Genomic DNA, 25,448 nt, shown 5'->3' with positions numbered 1-25,448 from the left:
CCTTGATCAATACCGGTCGGGTCGCCAGCAGCAGGGAAGCAGAGGGCCAAGCTATGGCGGTTGAATGGGTTGTCGCTGCGGGCGTATTGGCGGGGGCGAGCGTGGTGTTATGGGGCTTCAGTGCCTGGATGACACGGCGCATAGAAGCCCGTGTGCCGATCAACGGGCGTTTTGTCGAGGTCGATGGCGAGCGCTTTCATTATGTAGAGGAAGGCAAGGGCCCGCCGCTGGTGATGATTCACGGGCTGATGGGCAGCAGTCGCAACTTGACGTATGCCTTGTCCGGCCAGTTGCGTGAGCATTTTCGGGTGATCACGCTGGATCGTCCGGGGTCGGGCTATTCCACGCGCCACAACGGCACGGCGGCAGACCTGCCGGGCCAGGCTCGGCAAATCGCTGCGTTTATCAAGACCCTGGACCTGGATAAACCGCTGGTGCTGGGGCATTCCCTCGGCGGGGCGCTTGCTTTGGCGCTGGCGCTTGACCATCCCCACGCGGTGTCCGGGTTGATCCTGGTGGCGCCGCTGACCCATCCCCAGCGCCTGCTGCCGCTGGTGTTCCTGTCCCTGGCGGTACGCCCAGCGTGGTTGCGGCGCTGGGTGTCACACACGCTGACCATGCCCGTTGGCCTGCTGACCAAAGGTTCGGTCGTGAAGGGCGTGTTCGCCCCTGATGCCGCGCCGGCGGACTTCGCCACGCGCGGTGGCGGGTTGCTGGGTATGCGCCCAACCAACTTCTACGCCGCCTCCACCGAGATCAACACGGTCAACGATCACCTGCCGGACATGGTCAAGCGCTACCCGCAACTGACCCTGCCGATCGGCCTGATCTATGGCGCGCGCGACCAGGTGCTGGACTTCCAGAAGCACGGCCAGGCCCTGGCAAGCAAGGTGCCTGGGCTGAAGCTGCAGGTGGTGGAGGGCCGTGGGCATATGTTGCCGATCACCGCCACAGAGCGCGTGGTGGCCGTGGTGGAGCAGGTCGCCAAGCGCGTCAGGCCGGTAGAAAGTGCCACCGTGTTGCACCCGCCGTTTGCCCTGGCGAGTAAATAATTGTGCTACCCGACTCGCGGTTCAACGGCGTCGATGCCTGCTTTAGACACCTGACTAGATGGCTGAAAAAGAGACTGCCCGGTCACGTCAAAAAGCCTTCGAGAAACTAGTTGACGACCTAACGATTCCGCGCTATTTATTTAAAAAAATTATTTCAATGTGAAATTTGAAACGATTTTTGAAATGCCTAAGAGCGAATAAAATAATGAAAAAAACGCCTTTTATCGCATCTCCAATCTGTCTCGTTCGGAGGCTGCCATGAATCAGACTCTGGTAACTCCGACCGTCTGGGCCGACGGCAAACGTCACCTCTGGTGGTTGGGCATCATGCCCCTGGCAACCCCATTGCTTTCCGGCGCGCTGGCCATTACCACCGGCGTGCAGCAACTGTGGTGGGTTGGCGTACTGGTGATCTTTGGTTTCATCCCCTTGATCGACGGTCTGCTCGGCGAAGACGTCAGCAACCCACCCGAATCTGCCGTCAGCAACCTTGAATCGCAAAGCTATTACCGTTGGATCGTCTACACCGGCGTGCTGTTTGTGATCGCCTCCGTGGTGATCACCGGCTGGCTGGCTGCCGGCGGTATCGACTGGATCATCAACGGCGGCCTGCTCAACGCCACCGCCACCCTCGAACCATCTAGCTGGCTGGCCAAAACCGCCGCGTTTATGACCGCACGCACCGAGTTGCACGGCGAAATCACCTGGTTCACTTACCTGGGCATGGCGATGTCCACCGGTGCCGCCACCGGCATTGCGATCAACACCGCCCACGAGCTGGGGCACAAGCCCAAGGCGCTGGAAGTGTTCCTGGCCAAAGTTACGTTGGCGCCGACCTTCTACGGGCACTTCTACACCGAACACAACCGTGGCCACCACGTGCGCGTGGCCACGCCGGAAGACCCGGCCAGCTCGCGCCTGGGTGAAAGCTTCTGGGCGTTCCTGCCGCGCTCGGTGTGGTTCAGCGCCGTATCGGCCTGGAACTTGGAGCGCGAACGCCTGCGCAAACTCGGCCTGCCGGCGTTGCACTGGAAGAACGCCGTGCTCAGCGCCTGGATGTACAGCGTGGTGTTGTGGGGCGCAATGATTGCTTGGTTGGGGGCGTCAGTGATTCCGTTCCTGATCATCCAGGGCATTTATGGGTTCTCGTTACTGGAAGTGGTCAACTACGTGGAGCACTACGGGCTTAAACGCCAGAAGTTGCCCAACGGCCGTTATGAGCGTTGCTCGCCACGGCACTCGTGGAACAGCAATCGGATCGTGACCAATATCTTTCTGTTCCAACTGCAGCGTCATTCCGATCACCATGCTAACCCCACGCGTAGTTATCAGTCGTTGCGCCACTTTGATGAGTCGCCGCAACTGCCTTATGGCTACGCGAGCATGATTGTCTGGGCCTATGTGCCGTACTTGTGGCGACGCCGCATGGACCATCGGGTACTCAATCATTACGCCGGTGATATCAGCCTGGCTAATCTTCAACCGTCACAACGTTTGAAGTACCTGGAGAAGTACAGCAACAGTGCCAGGCCGTTTTGATCTGATTTAAAAACAGGATGGGCGAACTCGGGATCTGTGTATCGCGCAGGTTTTCATCGCCCAAGGTTTAGCGGTTTAGTTGCAAGAAAGTGGTTTGACCCGAACAACAATAATTTCAAGGGAAGGACGTACATTATGCAAAGCCCTGCCAAGTTCACCGCCCATGTCGTATTGGCCGCCCTGGGCCTGATTGTCTACCACCAGGCCCAGGCCGCGCGTATAGAGCCTGCCGGCAGCGCCTTTACGGCCCAGGGGCCGATCAGCTTTTCCAAGGGCGCGCTGATCAGCGCCGACTGCACCATCAAGGTGGCTGGCAAGGTCGCGGCCGATGGTTCATCGGTGAATGTCGATAAAGTTGAATTTGACGGCGGCCTTAAGTGCAGCCGCGTCGAAGCCATCAACTTGCCTTGGGTATTAGTTGCCAAGGATACCAAGAGCGGCTCCATGTCCAAGATCAGCGTGGATGTTCATGCCTTTGGCCTGGGCGGCAAGTGCGGCCCTTCAACCGCCGACGGTACTTGGGATAACGCCACCGGCAAGTTGGAAGCCGTCAATGTGCCGATTGGCGAAGACTGCACGATCAAGACAGTGTCGATCAAGATGCCGCCGACCTTCAAAGTGGTCGAGTAAACGGTGCGGTAATTGAATTGAGATTTGGCTGGAAAGGGAAGTTCTGCAGTTTCACCGTGACCTCTCGATCATGGCCATTACCCCTGGCGAAATGACTCGCCATAACATGTGAGGAAAAACAATGAAAAGCTTGAAAACTCTCGTGTCGTTGACTGCTCTGACTGTTTGCATGGGTGCTGCTTCGCTGGCCAGCGCGGCTTCGATCAGCCCGGAAGGTCCTTTTACCACCACCGCAGGCTCCATCGTCGTGCAGTCACCGTCTTCATTCGGGGGCTCTGTGACGTGCGGTATTACCTTCAGCGGTAATGTGAGTGGCGGCGTTGCCACTATTAACAATGCCGCCCTGACCGGTGGTGGCCTCTGCTCGTTGCCAACCCTCAAAAGCATCCCGTCGCCAGGCTGGAAGCTGACCGCATTGTCGGGCACTACAGGCCAGGTGGAGAACGTGGGTTACACCATCAAAAAGTCCATCGTTATCCCAGCCACCGATTGCGGCCCTTCCACCATCAGTGTGGCCTGGAACGCTGCGACTCACACCCTCACCGCGGCTAACCAGGCGCTGAGCGGCGGCTGCAACATTGTATCGCTGACCACTACTGCCGCCGGTCTGACCGTTAACCCATAAAGGGCGCGCGTCGCAGGACAAAGGGTTGATCTCCCGATGAAAGGCCGGTGTCTCGCAAGAGGTGCCGGCTGACGTGGAAACCCGGCAATACCGGGAGCGCATAATAATAAGGAGTGCCGCATGATCACTAAGAAACAACAGGCTCAAACACTGCTGGGGCTGGCATTACTGGGGGGGCTGATGACGACAGCGCCCGTGCAGGCGGGTGGTTTCTCCACGCCGACTTACGGTGCCCCTGGGTGGGGGCGGGCGTTCGGCGGCGGTTCTCTGTTCAAGAACGACCCAAGTTCTGCTTACAACAACCCGGCGGCCATGGCATTTGTTGACCAGGCCGTGGTTCAACAGACCGTCGACTATGCGCGTGTGAAGATCAAATACAGCGGCCAGGCTTACGACTACGCCGGTAACCCAGTCTCCAATACCGCCGTGATGCCCGATGCCAGCTTTGATCCGAGTACGGCAGTCGTCAACAACAATGACGGTGGCCAGGGCGGTTTCACCGCCTGGTTGCCGACCGGTTTTCTGGTCATCCCGATGGGTGACCGTTTTGCATTCGGCCTCAGTCAGGTCGTGCCACAAGGGATGCGTACCACCTGGAATGAAAACTCCAAGTTTCGCGACTTCGCCGTCGACACCAAAATCGAAACCGTCGGCTTGACGGGGTCGTTATCGTTCAAAGTGCGTGACGACTTCTCCATCGGTGGTGGCATGATCGTCCAGCGTAGCCAAGGCTTCGTCAGCCAGAACATCGATCTGTTTTCGGCTGCGTCGGTCTCTCCCGGTTTGGGCAATGGGGCGTTTCCGTCGGGCGTCGGCAGCGCGCTGATGCGCGTCAAGGTCGATAACGTCTCCGTTGGCTGGTTTACTGGCGTTGTCTGGAAGCCGACTGACCAAGACTCGTTGGGCCTTAACTACCACGCCAAAATCAAAAACAAGCTGACCGGTAAATACAACATTCGGGCTGATGCGTTGAACAACGGCTTGATGACCGACGACACCGTCTTCGGTACCGGTAAGACGCTGGTCGAAACGGCGTACCCTGGGCTGAAGTTGTACCCCAACGGCGCCAATGCCAGCACTCAGCTGGATATTCCGGCGACTGCCGCGATCGACTGGGTGCACCAGTTCAACGACCGTTGGACCTTGGGTCTCAGCGCCATGTGGACGCAATGGTCGTCCTTCAAGGACCTGACACTCAAGTCCGAGGGCTCGACGATCGTTGCCATTCCTTACAACTATCGGGATGCCTGGATGTACTCCGTGGGTGGCGATTTCAAGGCCACGGATGAGCTGACCCTGCGGGCCGGTGTGGCGTATGACCAAACCCCCACGCGCAACTCGACGCGTGACCCACGTATCCCGGACGGCGATCGTTACTTTGCCTCGCTGGGTGCGGGTTACGACATCAAGGCCATTCCGGGCTTGACGCTGGATGCCGCGTATTCGCACCAGTTTGTCGAGAAGGTCAACATCAAAACCCAAAACGTTGATCGTCTTGGTGGCGGTCGACTAGACGGTACGGCTGAGTCTTCAGGCGACATCGTCAGTCTGTCTGCTACCTACAAGTTCTAAAACCATTGCGGCCCGGGCACCCAGCGCATCTAGGTGCTCGCGGCTTAACCCCCTGATTGCTGTTCAAGCAGGCTGACGCGTTCAGCCCGTTATTGTTGCGCGAAAACATTAAATAAAAATTTCAAAACATAATTTGAATTTAGCTTTTCAAGTTTGTAGTGTGGTCTTGCGCCGCCGCTCATTTCGAGTGGCCTGCGCATCGGCCACGCCCTGAATCAAGTAGAGGTATCCCCATGGTTATCTGGTTATTGGTGGGCTTCGCAGCAGCGATTGCCCTGGCGTATCGACAAGCCGTCGCCGCCCTGTGGTTGGGCGCTGGCCTTATCTGGCTGGCGGCGGGTTACCTGTTCAACGTGGTGGCCGGGTTTGGCGCCACCGTCGCGGCGATACTGGTGGTGTTGCCCGCGTTGCTGCTGGCGATCAAGCCCCTGCGCCGCGCGTTGTTGACCAGCAAGGCCCTAGGCCTGTTTCGTACAATCATGCCGGCCATGTCCGACACCGAACGCGCCGCGATCGAATCCGGCACCGTGTGGTGGGATGCCGAGCTGTTCAGCGGCAAACCCAACTGGGACCGCCTGCTCAAGGCCGCACCGGCCAGCCTCAGCGCTGAAGAACAAGCCTTTCTCGACAACGAGGTCGAGACCCTCTGTGACATTGCCAACGACTGGGAAACCACCCAGGTCTGGCAGGACATGTCCCCCGAAGGCTGGCAGTACACCAAGGACGCCGGGTTCCTCGGCATGATCATTCCCAAGCAGTACGGCGGCAAAGGCTTCTCCCACTATGCGCATTCGCAAGTGGTGATGAAACTGTCGACGCGCTGCTCGGCGGCGGCGATTTCGGTGATGGTGCCCAACTCCCTGGGCCCGGCTGAACTGCTGCTGCATTACGGCACCGATGCCCAGCGCAATTACTACCTGCCGCGCCTGGCGCGGGGTGAAGACATTCCCTGCTTTGCGCTGACCAGCCCCTATGCCGGTTCCGATGCCGGGGCGATTCCCGACCTGGGCATCGTCTGCAAAGGCGTGCACGAAGGCGAGGAAGTGCTGGGTTTCAAAGTGACTTGGGACAAGCGCTATATCACCCTTGGCCCCATCGCCACGGTGCTTGGCCTGGCGTTTCGTGCCGAAGACCCGGACGGTTTGCTCGGCAAGGCGGGCTCGCTGGGGATTACCTGCGCGTTGATTCCAACGTCCCACCCAGGTGTGAACAGCGGCCGTCGTCACTGGCCGCTGAACGCCGTGTTCCAGAACGGCCCGACCACCGGCAAGGATGTGTTTATTCCGCTGGAATGGGTCATCGGCGGCCGCGAACAGGTCGGCAATGGCTGGCGCATGTTGATGGAATGCCTGGCAGCCGGGCGGGCGATTTCCTTACCCTCGGCCAACGTCGGCCTGGGCAAAGTCGCGGTGCGCGGCACCACCGCCTACGCGGCGATGCGTAAACAGTTCGGCCTGCCCATCGGCAAGTTTGAAGGCGTGCAGGCGCCATTGGCGCGCATGGCCGGGCATTTGTATGCCTGCGATGCGGTGCGCAAGGTCTCGGTGGCGTCCCTGGATGCCGGCGAAAAACCCTCGGTGATCTCGGCCATCGCCAAATACCACGTCACCGAGCGCGCGCGGATCATCGTCAACGACGGCATGGACATCGTCGCCGGCAAGGGTATCTGCATGGGGCCGAATAACTTCCTGGCCCGCGCTTACCAGCAAAGCCCGATTGCGATCACCGTGGAGGGCGCGAACATCATGACCCGTTGCCTGATCATCTTTGGTCAGGGCCTGATCCGCTGCCATCCCTATGTGTTCCGCGAGATGGAAGCCGCGCGCAACCCGGACCGGCGCAAGGCGCTGGAGGCATTCGACAGCGCGATGTTCGGCCATGTGAGCTTTGTGCTGGCCAATACCGTACGCGCGGCGGTGCATTCGCTGACGGGTGGGCGGCTGCTTTCTGCACCGGCCAAGACCGACCCGGCGCTGGCGTCCTACTACCGCCAGGCCAATCGGCTGTCGGTGGTGCTGGCGTTGATCTCGGACGTGTCCATGGGCGTACTCGGCGGTGCGCTCAAGCGTAAGGAAAGTATCACCGGGCGCCTGGGGGATATTCTGTCGCAACTGTACATCCTGTCCTGCGTGCTCAAGCGCTTTGAGGATGACGGACGGCCCCAGGCAGACCTGCCGCTGGTGCACTGGTCGGCCCAAGACGCGCTGTTGCGTGCCCATGAAGCCCTGGCCGAAGTGCTCGATAACTACCCCTCCAAAGCCGCTGCAGTCGTGGTGCGCGGTTTGAGTTTCCCGTTCGGTATTCCACTGCGTAAACCCTCGGACCGCTTGCTGGCGCAAGTGGCGGATGTGGTGCAAACCCCAGGCGAAACCCGCGGCCGGTTGCTGGCTAACTCCTACATCCCACGCCCGGAAATCGACAAGCTGGCTTACGGCGAATTGGGCTTTCGCTTGTTGCCGCAGGTAGAACTGATCGAAGCGCGGCTCAAGTCGGCGGTCAAGCAAGGCCTGATCGAACCGATGCCGATTTGCGCCACGGCCTTCACCGGCTGGCGCGTCAAAGCGCGGGCGCTGGACTTGATCAGTGACGAGGAAGACAGCTTGCTGGGGCGCTATGTGGAATACGCCGACCATGGCATTCAAGTCGACGACTTCCCGCAGGATTTCGGCTTGCTCGAAGCGTTGCAGCAGCGTCAGCAAGCGCTGGAGCCCAAGGCCAAACGCCGCACCCCCCAAGGCGAAAACGCCTCGGTGAACTAGGAGAAGCGCGGTCCACCTGTGGGGGCCGGCTTGCCTGCGATGGCATCACCTCGGTGTATCGGCAAGACCGAGTCGCCTGTATCGCAGGCAAGCCAGCTCCCACAGGGGGCGGGTTTACAAGGCAAGGCACGTGGTGTGAGTGAATACGTTTACTGAATGAACGCGTTCAATGTGGGAGCTGGCTTGCCTGCGAAGGGATCACCTCGGTGTATCGGCAAGACCGAGTCGTCTGTATCGCAGGCAAGCCAGCTCCCACAGTTGATCGGGTTTACAAGGCAGGATTGTTTTGTGAGTGGGACCTTTTATGAGTGACAGCTACCTATCCTTCGTCAATTCCCCCTGGGGCCGGCGCTTGGCCCAGGCTATCGGCCTGCCGCAACCCTTACCGTTGCAGCGTCATCGCAGCGGCCAGTCAGGTCTGGCCAACCCGGTGATCGTCGCCGGGGCAGGGCGGCTTGCCTCGCAGGTGCAACAGATTTTCGAGGCCACCGACACCGTCGCCGCCACCCCGGCGACCCTCAAGGCGCCGTCCACGGTCAAGGTGCAAGGCGCAGTGTTTGACGCCACGGGTGTGCTCGATTTACAGCAGCTTGATGAGCTGTACGTGTTTTTCCACGCCAACGCCAAACGCCTCGGCCACCACGGCCGCGTGGTGGTGCTCGGCACCGCGCCGGAACATTGCCAGGATTTGCCCCAGGCCATCGCCCAGCGTGCCCTTGAAGGCCTGGTGCGTTCGCTGGCCAAGGAGCTGCGCCGGGCGATCACCGTGCAATTGATCTACGTCGCGCCGGGTGCCGAACACGCCCTGGACAGCAGCTTGCGCTTCTTCCTGTCGCGCCGTTCGGCCTATGTGTCGGGGCAAGTGGTGCGCCTGGAAAAGCCGGTGGACGGCGCTGTCGCCGTGAACTGGGACAAACCCTTCGCCGGTCGGCGTGCGCTGGTGACGGGTGCTTCCCGTGGGATTGGTCTGGCCATCGCCCAGGTGCTGGCCCGCGACGGCGCCTATGTGGTTTGCGTCGACGTGCCCCAAGCCCAGGAGGCGCTGCGCCAGGCCGCTGACAGTGTGAACGGCTCAGCCTTGGCGCTGGACATCACCGCCGCGGATGCCGCCGCGTTGTTGCAGGCGCATGTCAGTCAATACGGCGCCTTCGACGTGGTGGTGCACAACGCCGGGATCACCCGCGACAAAACCATCGCCAAGATGACCGAGGCGGCCTGGCGCAGTGTGCTGGCGGTCAACCTGCAAGCGCCGTTGCAGCTGAGCAATGCCTTGTTGCACAGCCAAGGGTTGAACCCGGGCGGGCGGATTGTGTGCGTGTCGTCGATCTCCGGCATTGCCGGCAACCTGGGGCAAAGCAACTACGCCACCTCCAAGGCCGGTGTGATTGGCCTGGTGCAGGGCCTGGCGCCGTTGGCGGCGCAGCAGCAAGTCACGGTGAATGCCGTGGCGCCCGGGTTTATCGAGACGCAGATGACCGCGAAAATTCCGCTGATGATTCGCGAGGCGGGGCGGCGCATGAACTCGATGTCCCAAGGCGGGCAACCGATTGATGTGGCCGAGACCATCGCCTGGCTGGCCCATCCGGCGTCCGGCGGGGTTAACGGCCAAGTCGTACGCGTGTGCGGCCAAAGCCTGCTGGGAGCCTGAGCCATGGACTACGTGACGCAGATCATCGACCCACCACCCTCACGCACCCAGCTGTTACTGGATGGTGTGCGCGCGCTGCGCAAACCCAAGCTCGACGGCGCGCCGTTGCTGCCCCAGGCACTGTTGGTGCGCGCGGCGGTGGAGCTGTCGGCCAGTGACATCGCCGCGTATGGCCGCGCCTGTGGTTTCCGGCGTGAGCAGGGCGTGCCGCTGTCCTATCCGCACGTGCTGGCGTTCCCGTTGCACCTGATGCTGCTGACGCGGCCAAGCTTTCCGTACCCGGCCAGCGGCATGGTGCATCTGGCCAATCGCATTCGTCAGCACCAGCGCTTGCACGAAGGCCAGGCGCTGCGCCTGGAGGTATTTTGCGAGCGTTGGGTCGCGCATCCCAAAGGCCAGGCGCTGAGTATCGCCACGCGGGCCTACAGCGCCGACGCGCTGGTGTGGGAGAGCGACAGCCTGTACCTGCGCCGCGCCGTGAAAAACCCGGTCGGTGAACCGTGGGATGACGTGCTGGGGTTGCAGGAAGACGGCCTGTTACGCACCCAGCGCTGGGTGCTGCCCGCCGACCTCGGCCGACGGTTTGCCAAGGTTTCGGGGGATTTCAACCCGATTCACACCTCGGTGATCGGCGCCAAAATATTCGGCTTTCGCCGTGCTATCGCCCACGGCATGTGGACCTTGGGCCGCGCATTGGCGGCCCAGCAACCGCCGGGTGGTCTGGATCAGGCGCAAGCGCATTGCGACTTCAAACTGCCGATCTTCCTGCCCGGCCAGGTCGCCCTGTGGAGTCGCCCGGCAACCGGCCCGCGCCGTGAGTTCGAAGTGCGCAACTTTGCCGGTGATAAACCGCATATGCGTGGGCTGTTTATTTGGAATGAGAGCCACCCATGAGTGATTACAGCTTCAACCCGGCCCCGACCCGCCGTGTGGCGATTATCGGCGGCAACCGTATTCCGTTTGCCCGTTCCAACAGTGTGTATGCCCATGACAGCAACCAGGACCTGCTGGTTGCCGCCTTGCAAGGCCTGGTCGAGCGCTACAACCTGCACGGCCAGCGCCTGGGCGAGTTTGCTGCGGGCGCGGTGATCAAGCATTCGCGGGATTTCAACTTGGCGCGTGAGTCGTTGTTGTCGACCACGCTGTCGCCAGAAACGCCTGCGTACGACGTGCAACAAGCCTGCGGCACGGGCCTGGAAGCGGCGTTGCTGGTGGCGAATAAAATCGCCCTGGGCCAGATCGAAGTGGGCATTGCCGGGGGGGCCGACACCACCTCCGATGCGCCCATCGGCATCAATGAATCCCTGCGCCACACCTTACTCTCGGCTAATCGCGCCAAAGGCCTTGGCGACACGTTGAAAGCGCTGCTGAAGGTGCGACCGGCGATGTTTTTCAAGCCGTTGCTGCCGCGCAATGGCGAGCCGCGCACCGGCTTGTCGATGGGTGAGCACTGCGAAGAAATGGCCAAGCGCTGGCAGATCAAACGCCTGGCCCAGGACGAGTTGACCCTGACCAGCCATCAGCGCCTGGATGCGGCCTACCAACGTGGCTTCTTTGACGATTTGATCAGCCCTTACCGTGGCCTGGTGCGCGACAACAACCTGCGCGCCGACGCCAGCCTGGAGAAGCTCGCCGGGCTGTCCCCGGCCTACGACCGCCAGAACGGCACCCTCACGGCGGGCAACTCCACGCCGCTGACCGATGGCGCCTCGGTGGTGCTGCTGGCCAGCGAAGAATGGGCGGCTGAACATGGCTGGCCAGTGCTGGCCTACCTGCGCACTGGCGAGACGGCGGCGGTGAGTTTTGTCGACGGCGCCGAGGGCCTGTTGATGGCACCGGCCTATGCGGTGCCACGCATGCTCAAACGCGAAGGCCTGAGCTTTGCCGACTTCGATTTTTTTGAGATTCACGAAGCCTTCGCCGCTCAGGTGCTGTGCACCCTCAAGGCCTGGGAGGACGCCGATTATTGCCGCGAGCGTCTAGGCTTGGACGCACCGTTGGGCGCCATCGACCGCAGCAAGATGAACGTCAACGGCGGCTCGCTCGGCTGCGGTCATCCGTTCGCCGCCACCGGTGGCCGGCAACTGGCGGCGCTGGCCAAAACCATCCATGAGAACGGTGGCGGGCGCGGCTTGATTTCGATCTGCGCGGCGGGCGGGCTGGGCATTACCGCCATCGTCGAAAAGTAGCGTTACCCAAAACAATAACAAGGAGACTGCCATGAACGCTGTAAGCCTGGAACACGCCGAACGGATCTGGTTGAACGCTTACTTGCCCGGCGTGCCGGCAGACATTGAGGCGGGTATCGAGGCGTATCCGTCGTTGCGTGAGGTGTTCCTGGAACACCTGGAGAAGTTCCGCGAACGCGTCGCTTACGTCAGCATCGGTACCGAAATGACCTATGCCGACTGGCAGGTGCAAGGCATCGCGTTTGCCGCGTGGCTGCAGGGCCAGGGCGTGAAGAAAGGCGACCGTGTGGCGTTGATGATGCCCAACTGCTTGCAGTACCCGATCTGCCTGCTGGGCACGATCCTGGCCGGTGCGGTGGTGGTCAACGTCAACCCGCTGTACACCGCCCATGAGCTCAAGCATTTGCTCAAGGACAGCGGCGCCGAAACGGTGGTGATCTTCGAAAACTTCGCCCACACCCTCGAAAAGGTTGTGGCCGGCAGCAGCGTCAAGCGCGTGGTGCTGGCGGCCATCGGCGATTTACTCGGCACCTTGAAGGGCGCGGCGATGAACTTCATCCTGCGCAGCGTGCAAAAGCAGGTGCCCACATTCAACCTGCCCGGCGCCGTGCGCTTCAACAAGGTGCTGAAACAGGGACGGGCGCTCAATCACCTCCCGGTGGCGATGAACCTCGATGAGCTGGCCTTCTTGCAATACACCGGCGGCACCACGGGGGACGCCAAGGGCGTGATGCTCAGCCACCGCAATATCATCGCCAACCTGTTGCAGGCCAAGGCCTGGGTCGGTGACCAGTTGGACCAGGACACGCAAGAAACCAACGTCACCTTGTTGCCGCTGTACCACATCTTTTCCCTGACGGTGAACTGCCTGATGTTCATGTGCCTGGGCGGGCGCAACATCCTGATCGCCAACCCGCGCGACGTGAAGCGCGTGCAGATGATCCTGCGCAAAGAGCGTTTCAACGGGATTGCCGGGGTCAACACCTTGTTTAATGGCTTGCTGGAAAACAAGGAATTCTGCGCGAGGGACTTCTCCGACCTGCGCATGGTGATTGCCGGCGGCATGGCCACGCACACGGCGGTGGCCAAGCGTTGGAAGGAGGTGACCGGGCTGCCGATCATCGAGGGCTACGGGCTGACCGAATGCTCGCCGGTGGTGAGCATCAGCCCCATCGACATCTCACGCATGCGCGAGATGGAGTTTACCGGCAGCATTGGCGTGCCATTGCCGTCGACCTGGGTGCGCTTTATGCGCGAGGACGGCGAGTTGGCCGGCATCGGTGAGCAGGGCGAGCTGCAAGTGCGTGGGCCGCAGGTGATGCAGGGTTACTGGAAGCGCCCGAAGGAAACCGCCGAGGTGCTGGATGCCGAGGGCTGGTTGTCGACCGGGGATATCGGCGTAATGGATGAGCGCGGCTATATCCGCCTGGTCGACCGCAAGAAAGACATGATCCTGGTCTCGGGCTTCAACGTGTACCCCAATGAAATCGAAGACGTGGTGGCCTTGCACCCAGGCGTGAGTGAAGTGGCGGCCATCGGCGTGGAAGACGCTGTGACCGGGGAAAAAGTGAAAATCATCGTCGTGCGCAAAGACCCGAACCTGACCCAGGAACAGATCCTCGCTCACTGCCGGGAATACCTGACAGGGTACAAAGTGCCGCGGTATGTGGAATTTCGCACCACCGAACTGCCCAAGACCACCGTCGGCAAAGTACTGCGCCGCGCCTTGCGCTGATTTACCGGTGTAGGTGATCTAACTGTGGGAGCGGGCTTGCCCGCGATAGCTCTGTGTCAGTCACCGAATTCATCGACTGACACACCGCCATCGCGGGCAAGCCCGCTCCCACATGGGTGTTGTGTAAGTCTAGGCGATCAGTGTTTCCAGGCGGTTGGATTCACCAGGTTTTTCGGCCGTTCACCCGCCAGCGCCGCCAGCAGGTTGTCCACCGCACACTTGGCCATCGCCTCACGCGTTTCATGGGTCGCCGAGCCGATGTGTGGTGTGGCCACCACGTTGTTCAAGCGCAGCAACGGCGAGTCGTGGTTCAACGGTTCACGCTCAAACACATCCAGGCCCGCCGCCCGAATCGTACGTTGCTGCAACGCTTGGACCAGTGCGGCCTCGTCCACCACTTTGCCACGCGAGATATTGATAAAGATCGTCTCTGGGCCCATCAGCGCAAACTCTTCAGCGCCGATCAGCTTTTCGGTTTCGGCGGTCAGCGGCAAGGTCAGGCAAACAAAGTCGGCTTCCTTGAGCAAGGCCACCAAACTGCGGTACTGCGCGCCGAAGCGTTCTTCCACCAACGGTTTGGGCGAGTGGCTGTGGTAGATCACCGGCATGCCAAAACCAAAATGCCCGCGTTGAGCCAGGGCTTCGCCGATGCGGCCCATGCCGATAATGCCCAGGGTCTTGCCGTGTACGTCGCTGCCGAAATGCGCGGGGCCGATGTTTTTGTTCCATTGGCCGGCGCGGACCATGTCGGCCAGTTCGACCACACGGCGCGCGGTCGCCAGGATCAGCGCGAAACCGGTATCGGCAGTGGTTTCGGTGAGCACATCCGGGGTGTTGCTGAGCAGGATGCCACGTTGGGTGAGGTAGTCGATGTCGTAGTTGTCGACACCCACCGAGACGCTGGCGACTGCTTCAAGCTTGGGCGCCAGGTCGAGCAACTGGGCGTCCAGGCGCAGGCTGGCACCCAGCAGGCCCTGGGCACGGGGTAAGGCGTCGCGCAGTTTGGCCAGGCCCGGTTCGTCCAGCGCGTCGATCAGCGTGACGTCGGCGTGCTCGTGCAGCCGGGCCATCAAGGGCGCGGAGAGTTTTTTATATAAAACGACAGATTTTTTCATCAGGTTTTCACCTTCAATCCAAGAGTGGGCATCGGCACGCGTACACGGTCGCTGGCGCCGGGCTTGAGGAAAATCGTCAGCACCACGGCCAGCATCAGCGCACCGCTCATCAGCAGGTACGAGGCGCCAGGCGAACCGGTGCTGCTATTGAGGTAACCCACCAGGTAGGAGCCGCCGAAAGAGCCGAGCGCGCCCATGCTGTTGATCAGTGCCATGGCGCCACCGGCAACGTTGGCCGGCAGAATTTCCGGGACGATGGCGAAGAACGGCCCGTAAGGCGCATACATGCAGGCCCCGGCAATCACCAGCAGGGTGTAGGACCACCAGAAATGCTCAGCGCCGAGTGCGTAGGACGCATAAAACGCGATGGACGCAATCAACAAGGGCGGCCACACAAAACGTTTACGTTTTTGCAGCTTGTCCGAGCCCCACGACACCACGAGCATGCCGATCACCGCTGCCAGGTACGGCAGCGCCGACAGCCAGCCGGCTTCGACCATGTCCATCTGCAAACCGGCCTTGAGGATCGACGGCAGCCACAGCACAAAGCCGTACACGCCGATGCTCCAGCAGAAAAACTGCAGCGCCAGGACGATCACCTTGGGCGAGCGAAACGCCTCGGCGTAGTTCTTCACCGCCTTGATCCCGACTTGTTCGGCGGCCAGGGCGCTTTCCAGGTCTTTTTTGTGTTGCTCACTCAGCCACTTGGCGTCGGCGGGTTTTTCATCCGCCAGCTTCCACCAGATAAACGCCCAGATCACCGCCGGCAAACCTTCGATGATAAACATCCAACGCCAGCTGAAATGCTGCACCAGATAGCCCGAGACCACCGACATCCACAGCATGGTCACCGGGTTGCCGAGGATCAGGAAGGTGTTGGCGCGCGAGCGTTCCGCACGCGTAAACCAATGGCACAGGTAAACCAGCATCGCCGGCATCACGGCGGCTTCGACCACCCCGAGCATGAAGCGTATGGCGATCAACATGTAGGCGTTGGACACCACGCCGGTCAGGGTGGCGAGGCCGCCCCAGAGGATCAGGCTGACGAAAATCAGTTTTTTAACGCTGCGCTTTTGCGCGTAGATCGCCCCCGGCACCTGGAAGAAAAAGTAGCCGAGGAAGAACAGCGCGCCCAGCAGCGAGGACATGCCGGGGGTGATCATCAGGTCTTCGGCCATCCCGGAGGCGGCGGCGAAGCCGTAGTTGGCGCGGTCCAGGTACGCCAGGCTGTAGGTGATAAACACGATGGGCATGATGTACCACCAGCGGCGGGTGGCGAGTTTCAAGGTATCCATGGGGTTGCTCCTGAGCTTGTTGTAGTTGTGGCAACAGGGTGTGGGTCATGCAACGGATCGGGCAGGTAACTCCAAGCGGGTCGGCAAGCCTTCCATATCGCCCCGGCTCTGCACGGCGCGGCTGCCGATCCAGTTGCCGCGCTTTACCGCGTCGGGGAAGCTGAGGTTCTCCAGCAGGGCGCTGATCATGCCGACGGCAAAGCCATCGCCGGCGCCGACGGTGTCGACGACTTTTTCCACCGGCACGGCGGCGACAAAGCCTTGGTCCATTTGGGTGCGGTAATAGGCGCCATCCGGCCCAAGCTTGATCGCCACGGCTTCGGCGCCTTGGTCGAGATAGAACGCGGCGATGTCGGCCGGGTCGTCGAAACCGGTGAGCAAGCGGCCTTCGCTCAAGCCTGGCAATACCCAATCAGCCAGCGCGGCAAGGGCGTTGATTGCGCCGATCATTTGCGCTTGGCTGGCCCATAGCAACGGGCGCAGGTTCGGGTCGAACGACACACTGCGCCCGGCCTTGCGCGTTTGCGTCATCAATTCCACCGACAGCTCGCGGGTCGCCTCAGACAAGGCCGGCGGTATGCCGGTGGCATGCAGGTGCCGCGCCTGTAACAGCGCGGGGCTGATGGCGGCGATGGACAAGTGGCTGGCGGCCGAACCTTTGCGGAAGTATTCGACCTGAGGGTCTGCGCCGGCTTCTTCGCGGGACTTGAACTGAAAGCCGGTGGGGTGCTGCGGGTCCACCGCCACATGCTGGCAATCCAAGCCTTCTTTTTTCAGTGTGTCGACCACAAAACGCCCGAGCGAATCATCCCCGACGCGGCTTAGCCAGGCCACGTTGAAGCCCAGGCGCGACAGGCCGATGGCGACGTTGCTGTCGGCGCCGGCAATACGTTTGTGGAACTGGGCCACCTGAGCCAAATCGCCGGTCTGCTCGGCGACAAACATCGCCATGGTTTCACCAAACGACAGGATATCGATCTCAGACATGGGCATTCTCCGCACGGGGTTGGCCAAGGACGGCGAGGGCGGCGACCTGCTGCGCGGTGACCTCCACCAGGTCATCGCCTTGCAACGGGAATTCCACGGCCCGGGTAATACCTTGAGTCATATGTTTGAGCAGTTGTTCCCACAGATGCAGGTCGGTGGCGCCGGGCGGCAGGGCCACCAGCTTGCCGTCCTGGCGGCGGGCCACGGCCTTGCAATGCAGGTAATCCACATGCCGGCCGAGCAGGCGTGCGGCGGTGAGGGCGGATTGGTCCTGCCACTGCCAGTTGCCGATGTCGAACGTCATTTTCACGGGCAGGCCAAGGCGCTCGACCTCAGTGAAGAACCGCTGCAACGGCTCGATACGCCCACCCTGCAGGGTCTGGTCGTTTTCCACCAGCAGCTGAACGGGGTGGCGGTTGAGCAGGGCGTGCAGGCTTTGCAGGTCGTTGGTGTCGGTGAAGTAACCGAGGGAGACCTTCAGCCAGCGCGCGCCAAATGCCTGGGCGCGGTCGAGGGTGGCATTCAGCTCGGCGTTGGGCTGGGCGCGGCCGGCGACCCACAGTTCCAGCGGCGAGGAGAACACGCATTCCAGGCCATGCGCGGCGGCGGCCTGGGCCAGAGCGGCAGGGTGTTCGCGGGTCAGCAGTTCTTCGCGCCATTCGATGCGCTGGGCGCCGGCGGCGCTCAGCAACTCGACGAAACTCAGTTGGCCCTGCTGGCGTACCAGGTCAGCGCCGTAGCTGGAAAGGCTGATGGAGACGGGGTATTTATGCATTGTTATGTACCTCTGAAACCGGTTTCATTTTTCTACGCAAAACAAGTGTGGGAGCTGGCTTGCCTGCGATGACGGTGTGTCAGGCGATTACTACTTCGTCTGCTGAACCGTCATCGCAGGCAAGCCAGCTCCCACAAGGGATTGTGTGGAGCCACGGATGATTAATTCCGGCAAAAAATCCAGGGTGCGCGTCGGCGCGTCATCGCCGCGCAGGCGTTTGAGCAGGCAGTCGAAGGCACTGGCGCCAATCGCTTCAGTGGGCTGGGCGAGGGCGGTGATGCCGTTGCCCACCAATGGGTACCAGTCCAGGTCATCCAGGGCGATCAGGCCCACATCGTCAAACAGGTTACAGCCCAGGGCCTTGAGCGCACGGGTACAGGCCAGCGCGGCAATGCCGTTGGCGCAGAACAACGCCTTCGGGCCGGGCTTGGCAACAAAGGCCTGCAAACGGCTTTCCAGTTCGCCATCCAGTTCCAGCACTGCGCCAGTCAGTTCGGGGCGGCTGGCGATCTCGGCCGTGAAACTGGTCTGGCGCTCCAGGCGCGAGCTGGTGCCGTCGGCGGCTTCGCTCACCAGCAACACATCGCGATAACCCTGCTGTTGCAGATGCTCCACAGCGATGCGCACGGTGGCGGGGTTATCCAGCCCGACCAGGTCGCTGTGCAGCGGCTCGACCTTGCGGTCCACCAGCACCAGCGGCATTTCCTGCTGCAGTTCGAGCAATTGGTCGAGGTGATGGCCGAGGGTGTTCACAATCAACCCTTCGATGTTGTACGAGCGCAGCGCCGCCAAGTGTTGGCGTTCCTGTTCGTCATCGCGGTCGGTGTTGCACACCACCAAGCTATAGCCATGCCGGCGGCAGGCGGTCTCGACGCCGTGCATCACGGCAATGGAATAGGGGTTGCGGATATCGGCGACCAGCATGCCGATCAGGCGTGTGCGCCCTCGTTTCAAACCGCGGGCCATTTGGTTGGGGCGGTAGCCGAGGTCGCTGATGGCTTGCTCGATGCGCAGGGCAATGGCGTCGGAGAGCAGGGCGCGGTCATCACCGATAAAACGCGAAACGCTGGCCTTGGACACGCCGGCGCGCTCGGCGACGTCAAGCATGGTCACGCGGCTGCGTTGGGCGGCGGAAAATGGAGTCACGGTGGCGGGCCTTTCTTATTGGATTTAGTCGTTTGATTGCCAGCATTCGGCAGTCTGAAACCGGTTTCATAGAATGCCAGGCAGCCCGTTTCGTCAAGAACTATTTAAAAAAGGTCACGGCACCAGGCGTGAGAAAACCGACGAACGGATAGGGCTACCTGTTAGTTATGACAGTATCCGGCCAAAGGCTTTAGGCGTTTAATTTTCCTACGGACGATAGGCAGAAGTAATCCTCTCCTGTGATGCGTCGTCATGAAAATTAACCTGAGGCCGGAACATGGCTAACCTCCAAAAACCCTATCCGCGCTTCGGTTCGAAGATACTGACCCTGGGGGTCGGCGCAGAGTTACCGCCGATGACGATCACGGGTGTCGACCTTAACGACCCCGATGGCGTGGTGCCGCTCAACTATTTGTTAACCCCCTTGAAAGTCCAGATCCCACGTTGGTCGCCGTTACAGGTAGCGGGTGATGAAGACCATATCCTTGAGCTTCGAGAGCTCAGCGACGATGGCGAGTGGCTTATCGAGCGAATAACAATCAAGCCACCGCCGCCGGCAATTCCCAACGAATACGAGTTTGAAATCCCTTTGGCGTGGTTGAGGCGCCGTCCCCGTCGTACAGCGTGGCTTTTTTACTCGGTTATCAATGGCGGCAACACGACGGAATCTCAAAAAACACAGATCCTCGTCGATCTGGAACGGCCAAGCCTGCTGAAATCGACGGATACCGTGCGGTTTGTGGTGCCGCCCGTACCGGCGGTCAACGAGGCCTATTTGACAGCCAACCCTCTCGTGGCGTTTTACATCCCGCTCTACAACGTGATGGCGAAAGGGGATCGGATCGAGTTCTTTTTATCCAACCAGCCTAACGCTCCCGTAGCGGCGGCGGCGGGCGGGTCGTTGCTGAATGTCAGTAGCCTCCCATGGACCGCAACACTCGCGGCTGACGCCTTTCGCAAGCTGAGCAATGGCAACGCGTACGTGCGCTTCAGAATTTACGACGCGACGGGAAATTACAGTGACTTGAGTGCCGATCTCCCTTTCGTGGTGGGGTCTGCTGTGGTAGTCCAGCCTGTCACGCTTCCGGCGCCGAGACTGGAAAGCACACTTAATAGACTAGGTTACTTGACGTGTAGTTCGCTCACTACCGAGAAGAAAAGCGTTAGTTGGACAATTCTTCCGAACACCAACATACAGGTGGGCGACCAGATAAAGTTTATCTGGCAAGGGTATCAAACCAATAACTGGGAAACACTGCTTGCGAACGTCCTATTTGAACAGACTGCGACGTGGACGTTACTGCATCAAACGACAGGCATGCCGGTCGTCATGGATGCGTACTACACGGCACTGTTTCCCTTGCGCAAATTTTCATCCGCTATTGGTCGATATGAAGTCTGGCGTGGGGGTGCAAAGTTGGGCGACTCGCTGCAACGTTTGTTGCGTGTTGATTTGACTTTTCCCACGGGGGGCTATTGCGCGCCGGGTGGAATCATTTTAGATACGTGAGCCTTTGCTGTTTTGAACAGCGTGTCGTTGTTTTCGGAAAATAACGTAAGCACTCAAGGTGCGCCTTAAAGATTCGTGGTGGGTAAGCGTAAGTTTGCTCGAGTGGCGAAGTGGGTAGAAGGTTGTATGGTTTAAAACAACGGAGAATTAAAATGAATGTCGCAAATAGAAAAATTATCACTGATTTTGAGACCGCGATTCTTGCTCGTAATTATACCGATAGGTTTGCGCCAGCCACGTTTTTGGGTGAAGTGCCTAACTTTACTGGCTTGCTGTACCGAGAGACGGCATTGGGCGATACGATAACTGTCACTATACCGCTTGGGACTGGTGTACTAGCTGGTAACACCCTAACATTTGAGGTGGTGCCGTTTGATGTTACGGTACCCTTTGCCCTTCCTACTCCTGATGTTGAGGCAACCGATAGTCCATATTTTTTAACGGCTAAGACTTACCTCGCTTTTAGATTCCTTGCCGACCCCATCGGCGATACGGTGGTGTCTCTTCCTCGATCCCTTTTCTCATCGGGCGTACACTTGCTACGGTACGGTATCGGCGACGACGACCCGACTGTAGGCAACAGAACCATGTCTGTACCACAGTTGATCATTATAGACGGTGTGAGCCCGTATGATCTGCCGCGAATAGCCCCGCCTGCACCGGTGCCCCCTCAGCCTCTACCGGTCCCGTTTGATCGCAATTACTTCGCGAGCCAGCCCGGTCGAAGGGTGATGTTTACGCTGCCGTACGATGCTGCGAGAGGTCGTCAGGAAGGCGATTATGCGCAGTTTAGATTCGGCGAGTTGCCCTATCCTATTCCCATTGATTCAACCAGTGCGGAAACAAAATACCCGATTTCCAACGATCCGGCGGTTGCCGTTACCGTTCCATTGTCATTGGATACTATCGAGGCTGCGCCTAATGGTAACTTCCGTTTCAGCTACCAGCTTTGTGACGTTGCCAACTACTGCAGTGAATGGTCGAATGTTTACCTGCTAAACGATGTAGCCATGGGCCCCGCCGCCACTGACTTTTTGGCGCCGCAGGTTTTGCATGCAGTCCCTGGTGACAACCTGATCAATCGCGCCGATATGGCGCTTGAAGGCGGCTTGCAAGTACTCATTCCGCCTTATACCAATCCTCAGCGCTCAACCCCGACAGATACGTTCAGAGTGACCCTTACCCCGACGGCGACCCCGGGTTCGACTGGCGTTGCCGTGACGTTGGCTGATAGGCCACTGGGTAATACGCCTTTCTCCGTTCCCGTGCTGGCCACCCCGGCTCAACTTGCTACGCTCTACGGTAATGCAGTAGGCACCCAGCAAGTCACGGTTTCTTACGTCGTTATACGCGGCGGGGTTACTTACCCGGTAGCGGCAACTACGATATTCAATCTGGACCTGAATGTAATCGTAATACCCGGGACGACAGATGGAACGGATGCTAACCCTAATCTCCCTCCGGTCGTTGTTCAACCGGTACGCCCCGCTGGTGAAACCCGACCTAACAATAGACTCGAGCGTGTTGACAATGGCCGCGATGCCGTGGGTCTGGTAACACTGTGGAATGTGGCGACACTGCCTGCAGCCGCCACGCCGTTCGTGATTTCTTTCAGCTACGGCGCCTATTCGGCGGAAAAGACTTTTTCGACCCCTGCGGACATCCCAGCCAATGGAATCGTAGAGTTCCCAATTACTTGGGACACTATCAGGGCATTGGGCGGCCCTCTGCAAATTGCTAGCTACACGGTCCGTCGAACCACCTCTACCAACCAGCAGCAGCCGCTAAACGCGACGGAGGTCACTGTAGAATCTGTCTTCAGGCGAATGAATGCGCCTATCGTTCGACGGGCGACAACGACGGTTGTCTGCTCGACCTTGGATCCATTGAATACCGGCATACTTAGAGTATTTATTCCGCCTTCAGTGAATTTAGACGGTGCCACGAACGGCTCGATTACTATTACGGGGTATAGAAATACTAGCCAGGCGGCACCTGTAGCTGCGTCGACAACTATACCTTTCCCAAACCCACTCCCGCTGTCGGCGTCGACATTAGGGTTTGATTTAACGTTTCCTTCGCCCGGTGCTTTTTTCAAACAGATTCAAAACGCTCGGTCGGTGAACGCGGCCTCGCTAAGGTTGATATACAGTGTGACGGTAGCGGGTGAACTGGTGAACTCTGATCCTGCAGATTATCGCCTGAATCACATCAGACCTGGGCCGATTACCTCTGCGCTGTATTGTGATGGTACGCCTGTGCCAGTAGTGTAAAACCAAGGTAATAGCCAGAGCGCGGGAGACCGTCTCTGGCTTACTTGGTTATGTCAGTTGTTGTGTGTTGAAAAAGTGTCGCAATGATTCGGTCTTACAGCATCTGTTTATTGTTGACACTCCAGTTCAGGAAAAATCCTACAGAACTGGCGTGTTTGCTGGGTAATTATGGCGACGCTTGATTGGAGGGGTCTCACGAGATTTAGAATCCGCCCTATCGTTTCGTGAAGGAACGCCAACTAGAGGTCAACTAAGATGTCGGCAGTATTTAATTTCAAACCCACGCCTTTGAGCCTGGCCCTGACGGCTCAGGCTGTTACGCTGTTTCTTCTGGCGTCCCCTGATGTGCAGGCACGGATCATAACTCAGCCTGGCACGGTAATATCGTCGACTGCTCCGGTTACTAATTACGAGCTTAGCGCAGGTTCGAGCTTGATTGTTGACGGTGCGACCACCACGCAAATTAAGGCGGTGGGTGCAGGCTTGACGCTGCGGCCGGGTAGCACAACGTTAGATATCGATGCTACGGGTGGATCGACCGTAGTGGTTGATGGCTCTCAGGTGACTGCTCGTACAGGAGTATTTGGGTTAACTGCCGCTGTTCACGTTCTTAACAACAGCAGCGTATTGATCACTAACAACAGCACGGTCACTAATACCGGTTTGGCAGGTGTGCAGGCCAGCCGGAACGGCCTCAGCCAGGTTGGATCGACCATCACGGTAAACAACAACAGCCGGGTATCCGGTAGGGATTTCGGTATTACGGCCAGTGCCTACAGCACGGTCAACCTTGATCGCGCGCAGGTCCAGGCCACGGGTGCCACGGGCACCGGTTTGCAATTGGCGAACGCTGACGCCTTTGTAAGGAATAACAGCAGCATCGTAGGGGGGCGCAACGGCGTATTCATGCGTGCGGAAGGTAACGTGACCCGGACCAATACCTTGATCCTCGACCATTCTGTCGTCGAGGGCAAAACCGGTTCGGCGATCTTGGTAAACCCTACGGCGAACAATAGACCCTCGTCCGATATTCAGGTGCTGAACGGATCGAGGCTGATTGGCGGCAATGGTGTTCTGCTTGAGGTGGGCAATAGTTCCATTGCCAACATGAACGTCGACAACAGCACCTTGGTCGGTGACGTGCGCATTGGTGCAGGCAGCACGGGCACAGTGCAACTCAACAACAATGCGTCGCTGACCGGCCAGCTGTTCAACGTCAAGCAACTTGATGTCAACGGTAATGCCCAGTGGATGCTGGTGGGTGACAGCCAGGTCAATGCGCTGAGAATGGCCGGCGGTAACGTCGTCTTTGGCAGCCCAACCCAGTACTTTCAACTGAACACTAACAGCTTGGCCGGCAACGGCACGTTCAAAATGCACACCAACTTCAACACCGGCGAGACCGACTTGTTGAACGTCAATGGCAACGCCGAAGGTAATCACCAGCTGTTGATTGGCGCCAGTGGCTCGGAGTTGGCCACCGGCGAGGCCATCAAGGTGGTGCACACTCAAAGCGGCGGCGCCAAGTTTGGCCTGGTGGGCGATACCGTCGATGTCGGCGCTTTCGAATATGGGCTCAAGCAGGAAGGCACCGATTGGTACTTGGACACCGAGAAACGGGGTACCAGTACCAGCGCCAAGGCGGTGCTCGCACTCGCGAACGCGGCGCCAGCCGTATTGCTCGGCGAATCGAGCATACTGCGCACCCGCATGGGTGAAGTACGCTTCGGCGAAGGCAAGAGCCAAGGCCTGTGGATGCGTGGCTACGGTAACAAGGTGGACGTGGCGGCCAACAGCAACGGCGTGGGCTACTCACAGAATCAGTCGGGTCTGACCATCGGTGCAGACTGGGCGGTCGATGAACTGTGGACATTGGGTGTGATGGGCGGTTACAGCAATTCCACCCTAGGCCTGAGCCGCGGCAGCAGCGGTATGGTCAACAGCTACTACGCGGGTGTCTATGGCATTTTGCGTGATGACGAGAGTGGTGTGTATGTAGACCTCACGGCGAAGGTCAACCGCTTGAACGGCCAAAGTCAGGTCAACATGAGCGATGGTCAGCGCGCCAAAGGCAAATACTCGCAAGACGCGGTCAGTGCATCGGTTGAGGTCGGCAAGAATATCAAGCTCGATGACGACGGTTTGTATCTTGAACCCTTCGCTCAGTTGGCCGTCGCTGCTATCGGCGGCTCCAACTACACGATGGACAACGGTTTGAAGGCAAAGAGCGACCGTGCCACTTCAGCGATCGGTAAGGTCGGTGTAACCGCAGGTAAAAATATCCAGCTCGAAAGCGGTGGCATCCTGCAGCCGTACCTGCGTACTGCCGTGGCGCGTGATTTCAGCCCGGACAACAAGGTCTATGTCAACGATCAGCAATTTAAAAACAACCTGTCGGGCGGCAGTGTAGAGGTCGCGGCCGGCTTGGCTGTTTCGTTGTCACCCAGCCTGAGCGTGCATGCCGAAGGCACTCACATGAAAGGCAAGGCCTATGACCAGCCTTGGGGCGCTACTGTAGGCGTGCAGTGGGCTTTCTAAGCAGTTCACGCAGTTAAAAATGGGAAGCCTCGGCTTCCCATTTTTTTGCCTGCCAGATCT

The 25,448-nt window shown here is 59.6% G+C and carries 18 protein-coding genes; 13 read left to right on the top strand and 5 right to left on the bottom strand.

Going from position 1 to position 25,448, the window contains the following annotated elements:
* The first annotated feature begins 53 nt into the window (after window positions 1-53).
* The 10 genes from ACI77I_RS19410 (at window position 54) to ACI77I_RS19365 (ending at window position 13,749) form a co-directional block, all read left to right on the top strand.
* The gene (locus tag ACI77I_RS19410) at window positions 54-1,052 is read left to right on the top strand and encodes an alpha/beta fold hydrolase (protein WP_406998215.1); all 999 of its coding nucleotides are present in this window, start codon (window positions 54-56) and stop codon (window positions 1,050-1,052) included.
* Between the two features lie 258 nt (window positions 1,053-1,310).
* Window positions 1,311-2,591 carry an alkane 1-monooxygenase gene (locus ACI77I_RS19405; RefSeq protein ID WP_094951961.1) on the top strand — a complete coding sequence of 427 codons (1,281 nt, stop codon included), beginning with the start codon at window positions 1,311-1,313 and terminating at the stop codon, window positions 2,589-2,591.
* Between the two features lie 135 nt (window positions 2,592-2,726).
* Window positions 2,727-3,221: an alkane oxidation protein activator PraA gene (gene praA / locus ACI77I_RS19400; protein ID WP_094951960.1), complete on the top strand. Its 495-nt coding sequence runs from the start codon at window positions 2,727-2,729 to the stop codon at window positions 3,219-3,221.
* A 121-nt stretch (window positions 3,222-3,342) separates the two neighbouring features.
* Window positions 3,343-3,846 carry an alkane oxidation protein activator PraB gene (praB, locus tag ACI77I_RS19395; RefSeq protein WP_083358168.1) on the top strand — a complete coding sequence of 168 codons (504 nt, stop codon included), beginning with the start codon at window positions 3,343-3,345 and terminating at the stop codon, window positions 3,844-3,846.
* A gap of 120 nt (window positions 3,847-3,966) precedes the next feature.
* Window positions 3,967-5,418 carry an outer membrane protein transport protein gene (locus ACI77I_RS19390; RefSeq protein ID WP_094951959.1) on the top strand — a complete coding sequence of 484 codons (1,452 nt, stop codon included), beginning with the start codon at window positions 3,967-3,969 and terminating at the stop codon, window positions 5,416-5,418.
* A 233-nt stretch (window positions 5,419-5,651) separates the two neighbouring features.
* Window positions 5,652-8,177, top strand: coding sequence for an acyl-CoA dehydrogenase (locus ACI77I_RS19385; RefSeq protein ID WP_406998205.1), 2,526 nt, complete (start codon window positions 5,652-5,654; stop codon window positions 8,175-8,177).
* A gap of 304 nt (window positions 8,178-8,481) precedes the next feature.
* Complete coding sequence (locus ACI77I_RS19380; protein WP_406998204.1) at window positions 8,482-9,825, top strand: 3-oxoacyl-ACP reductase; 1,344 nt, start codon at window positions 8,482-8,484, stop codon at window positions 9,823-9,825.
* A 3-nt stretch (window positions 9,826-9,828) separates the two neighbouring features.
* Window positions 9,829-10,719: a MaoC/PaaZ C-terminal domain-containing protein gene (locus tag ACI77I_RS19375; RefSeq protein WP_094953518.1), complete on the top strand. Its 891-nt coding sequence runs from the start codon at window positions 9,829-9,831 to the stop codon at window positions 10,717-10,719.
* Window positions 10,716-12,014, top strand: coding sequence for an acetyl-CoA C-acetyltransferase (locus ACI77I_RS19370; RefSeq protein ID WP_094953519.1), 1,299 nt, complete (start codon window positions 10,716-10,718; stop codon window positions 12,012-12,014). Before ACI77I_RS19375 ends, ACI77I_RS19370 begins: the two co-directional genes overlap by 4 nt.
* A gap of 31 nt (window positions 12,015-12,045) precedes the next feature.
* Window positions 12,046-13,749: an AMP-binding protein gene (locus ACI77I_RS19365; protein ID WP_242155854.1), complete on the top strand. Its 1,704-nt coding sequence runs from the start codon at window positions 12,046-12,048 to the stop codon at window positions 13,747-13,749.
* Window positions 13,750-13,886: 137 nt separating this feature from the next.
* Here ACI77I_RS19365 and ACI77I_RS19360 read toward each other — a convergent pair whose 3' ends face one another.
* The 5 genes from ACI77I_RS19360 to ACI77I_RS19340 all read right to left on the bottom strand — a co-directional run bounded on the left by ACI77I_RS19360 (window position 13,887) and on the right by ACI77I_RS19340 (window position 19,067).
* A complete protein-coding gene (locus ACI77I_RS19360) occupies window positions 13,887-14,864 on the bottom strand; it encodes an NAD(P)-dependent oxidoreductase (RefSeq protein ID WP_242155856.1) in 978 nt (325 codons plus the stop codon).
* On the bottom strand, window positions 14,864-16,159 hold the full coding sequence (locus ACI77I_RS19355) for an MFS transporter (RefSeq protein ID WP_094953522.1): 1,296 nt from the start codon (window positions 16,157-16,159) through the stop codon (window positions 14,864-14,866). The genes ACI77I_RS19360 and ACI77I_RS19355 overlap by 1 nt, the downstream gene beginning before the upstream one ends.
* A 45-nt stretch (window positions 16,160-16,204) precedes the next feature.
* Window positions 16,205-17,146: a sugar kinase gene (locus ACI77I_RS19350; RefSeq protein ID WP_406998203.1), complete on the bottom strand. Its 942-nt coding sequence runs from the start codon at window positions 17,144-17,146 to the stop codon at window positions 16,205-16,207.
* The gene (locus ACI77I_RS19345) at window positions 17,139-17,921 is read right to left on the bottom strand and encodes a sugar phosphate isomerase/epimerase family protein (protein ID WP_406998202.1); all 783 of its coding nucleotides are present in this window, start codon (window positions 17,919-17,921) and stop codon (window positions 17,139-17,141) included. The genes ACI77I_RS19350 and ACI77I_RS19345 overlap by 8 nt, the downstream gene beginning before the upstream one ends.
* Before the next feature lie 90 nt (window positions 17,922-18,011).
* A complete protein-coding gene (locus ACI77I_RS19340) occupies window positions 18,012-19,067 on the bottom strand; it encodes a LacI family DNA-binding transcriptional regulator (protein ID WP_406998201.1) in 1,056 nt (351 codons plus the stop codon).
* Between the two features lie 277 nt (window positions 19,068-19,344).
* Here ACI77I_RS19340 and ACI77I_RS19335 point away from each other — a divergent pair, with 277 nt between their 5' ends.
* From ACI77I_RS19335 to ACI77I_RS19325, 3 genes are all read left to right on the top strand, one after another.
* Complete coding sequence (locus tag ACI77I_RS19335) at window positions 19,345-20,577, top strand: hypothetical protein (RefSeq protein ID WP_406998200.1); 1,233 nt, start codon at window positions 19,345-19,347, stop codon at window positions 20,575-20,577.
* 152 nt (window positions 20,578-20,729) lie between these two features.
* Window positions 20,730-22,850: a hypothetical protein gene (locus ACI77I_RS19330; RefSeq protein ID WP_406998199.1), complete on the top strand. Its 2,121-nt coding sequence runs from the start codon at window positions 20,730-20,732 to the stop codon at window positions 22,848-22,850.
* Window positions 22,851-23,105: 255 nt separating this feature from the next.
* Entirely contained in the window at window positions 23,106-25,388 is a 2,283-nt protein-coding gene (locus ACI77I_RS19325; protein WP_242155864.1) for an autotransporter outer membrane beta-barrel domain-containing protein, read from the top strand.
* Window positions 25,389-25,448 lie beyond the last annotated feature (60 nt).

It is taken from the genome of Pseudomonas sp. D47 (genome assembly GCF_045447305.1).
GTDB lineage: Bacteria > Pseudomonadota > Gammaproteobacteria > Pseudomonadales > Pseudomonadaceae > Aquipseudomonas.
Note: the sequence above shows the minus strand (reverse complement) of the source record. Positions and strands in the feature narration are given on the sequence as shown.

Coding starts and splice junctions, on each gene's coding strand:
- ACI77I_RS19330 (WP_406998199.1), top strand. CDS start 20,730: ATGAATGTCGCAAATAGAAAAATTATCACTGATTTTGAGACCGCGATT.
- ACI77I_RS19405 (WP_094951961.1), top strand. CDS start 1,311: ATGAATCAGACTCTGGTAACTCCGACCGTCTGGGCCGACGGCAAACGT.
- ACI77I_RS19410 (WP_406998215.1), top strand. CDS start 54: ATGGCGGTTGAATGGGTTGTCGCTGCGGGCGTATTGGCGGGGGCGAGC.
- praB (WP_083358168.1), top strand. CDS start 3,343: ATGAAAAGCTTGAAAACTCTCGTGTCGTTGACTGCTCTGACTGTTTGC.
- ACI77I_RS19360 (WP_242155856.1), bottom strand. CDS start 14,864: ATGAAAAAATCTGTCGTTTTATATAAAAAACTCTCCGCGCCCTTGATG.
- ACI77I_RS19350 (WP_406998203.1), bottom strand. CDS start 17,146: ATGTCTGAGATCGATATCCTGTCGTTTGGTGAAACCATGGCGATGTTT.
- ACI77I_RS19390 (WP_094951959.1), top strand. CDS start 3,967: ATGATCACTAAGAAACAACAGGCTCAAACACTGCTGGGGCTGGCATTA.
- ACI77I_RS19365 (WP_242155854.1), top strand. CDS start 12,046: ATGAACGCTGTAAGCCTGGAACACGCCGAACGGATCTGGTTGAACGCT.
- ACI77I_RS19385 (WP_406998205.1), top strand. CDS start 5,652: ATGGTTATCTGGTTATTGGTGGGCTTCGCAGCAGCGATTGCCCTGGCG.
- ACI77I_RS19380 (WP_406998204.1), top strand. CDS start 8,482: ATGAGTGACAGCTACCTATCCTTCGTCAATTCCCCCTGGGGCCGGCGC.
- ACI77I_RS19345 (WP_406998202.1), bottom strand. CDS start 17,921: ATGCATAAATACCCCGTCTCCATCAGCCTTTCCAGCTACGGCGCTGAC.
- ACI77I_RS19370 (WP_094953519.1), top strand. CDS start 10,716: ATGAGTGATTACAGCTTCAACCCGGCCCCGACCCGCCGTGTGGCGATT.
- praA (WP_094951960.1), top strand. CDS start 2,727: ATGCAAAGCCCTGCCAAGTTCACCGCCCATGTCGTATTGGCCGCCCTG.
- ACI77I_RS19335 (WP_406998200.1), top strand. CDS start 19,345: ATGGCTAACCTCCAAAAACCCTATCCGCGCTTCGGTTCGAAGATACTG.
- ACI77I_RS19325 (WP_242155864.1), top strand. CDS start 23,106: ATGTCGGCAGTATTTAATTTCAAACCCACGCCTTTGAGCCTGGCCCTG.
- ACI77I_RS19375 (WP_094953518.1), top strand. CDS start 9,829: ATGGACTACGTGACGCAGATCATCGACCCACCACCCTCACGCACCCAG.
- ACI77I_RS19355 (WP_094953522.1), bottom strand. CDS start 16,159: ATGGATACCTTGAAACTCGCCACCCGCCGCTGGTGGTACATCATGCCC.